The 266-nt window shown below is 82.7% G+C and carries 1 protein-coding gene; it reads left to right on the forward strand.

The annotated features are described in order from the left end of the window. On the forward strand, positions 1 to 266 hold a 266-nt coding region (locus ACZY1I_RS32300; protein ID WP_463761725.1), incomplete at both ends, for a hypothetical protein.

The raw sequence follows: 266 nt of genomic DNA on the forward strand, positions 1-266 counted from the left end.
GCCGGCGCGGGCGGCGCGGGCGGGACCGGCGGCACCGCGGGCGCCACCAACGGTGGCACCGCCGCCAGCCAGGGCGCCGGCGGTAAGGGCGGCGACGGCGGGGTCGGTGGCGGTGGCGGTACCGGCGGAGACGGCACGGCCGGGTCGGCGGGCACCACCAGCGCGGTCATCGACGGCAAGGCCGGCGGTCAGGGCGGTACCGGCGGGGCCGGTGGCGCGGCCGGGGCGGCCGGGTCTTCCTCGACCAGCACCGCCGGGGCCGGTAA

It is taken from the genome of Mycobacterium sp. IDUB_37 (assembly GCF_055419245.1).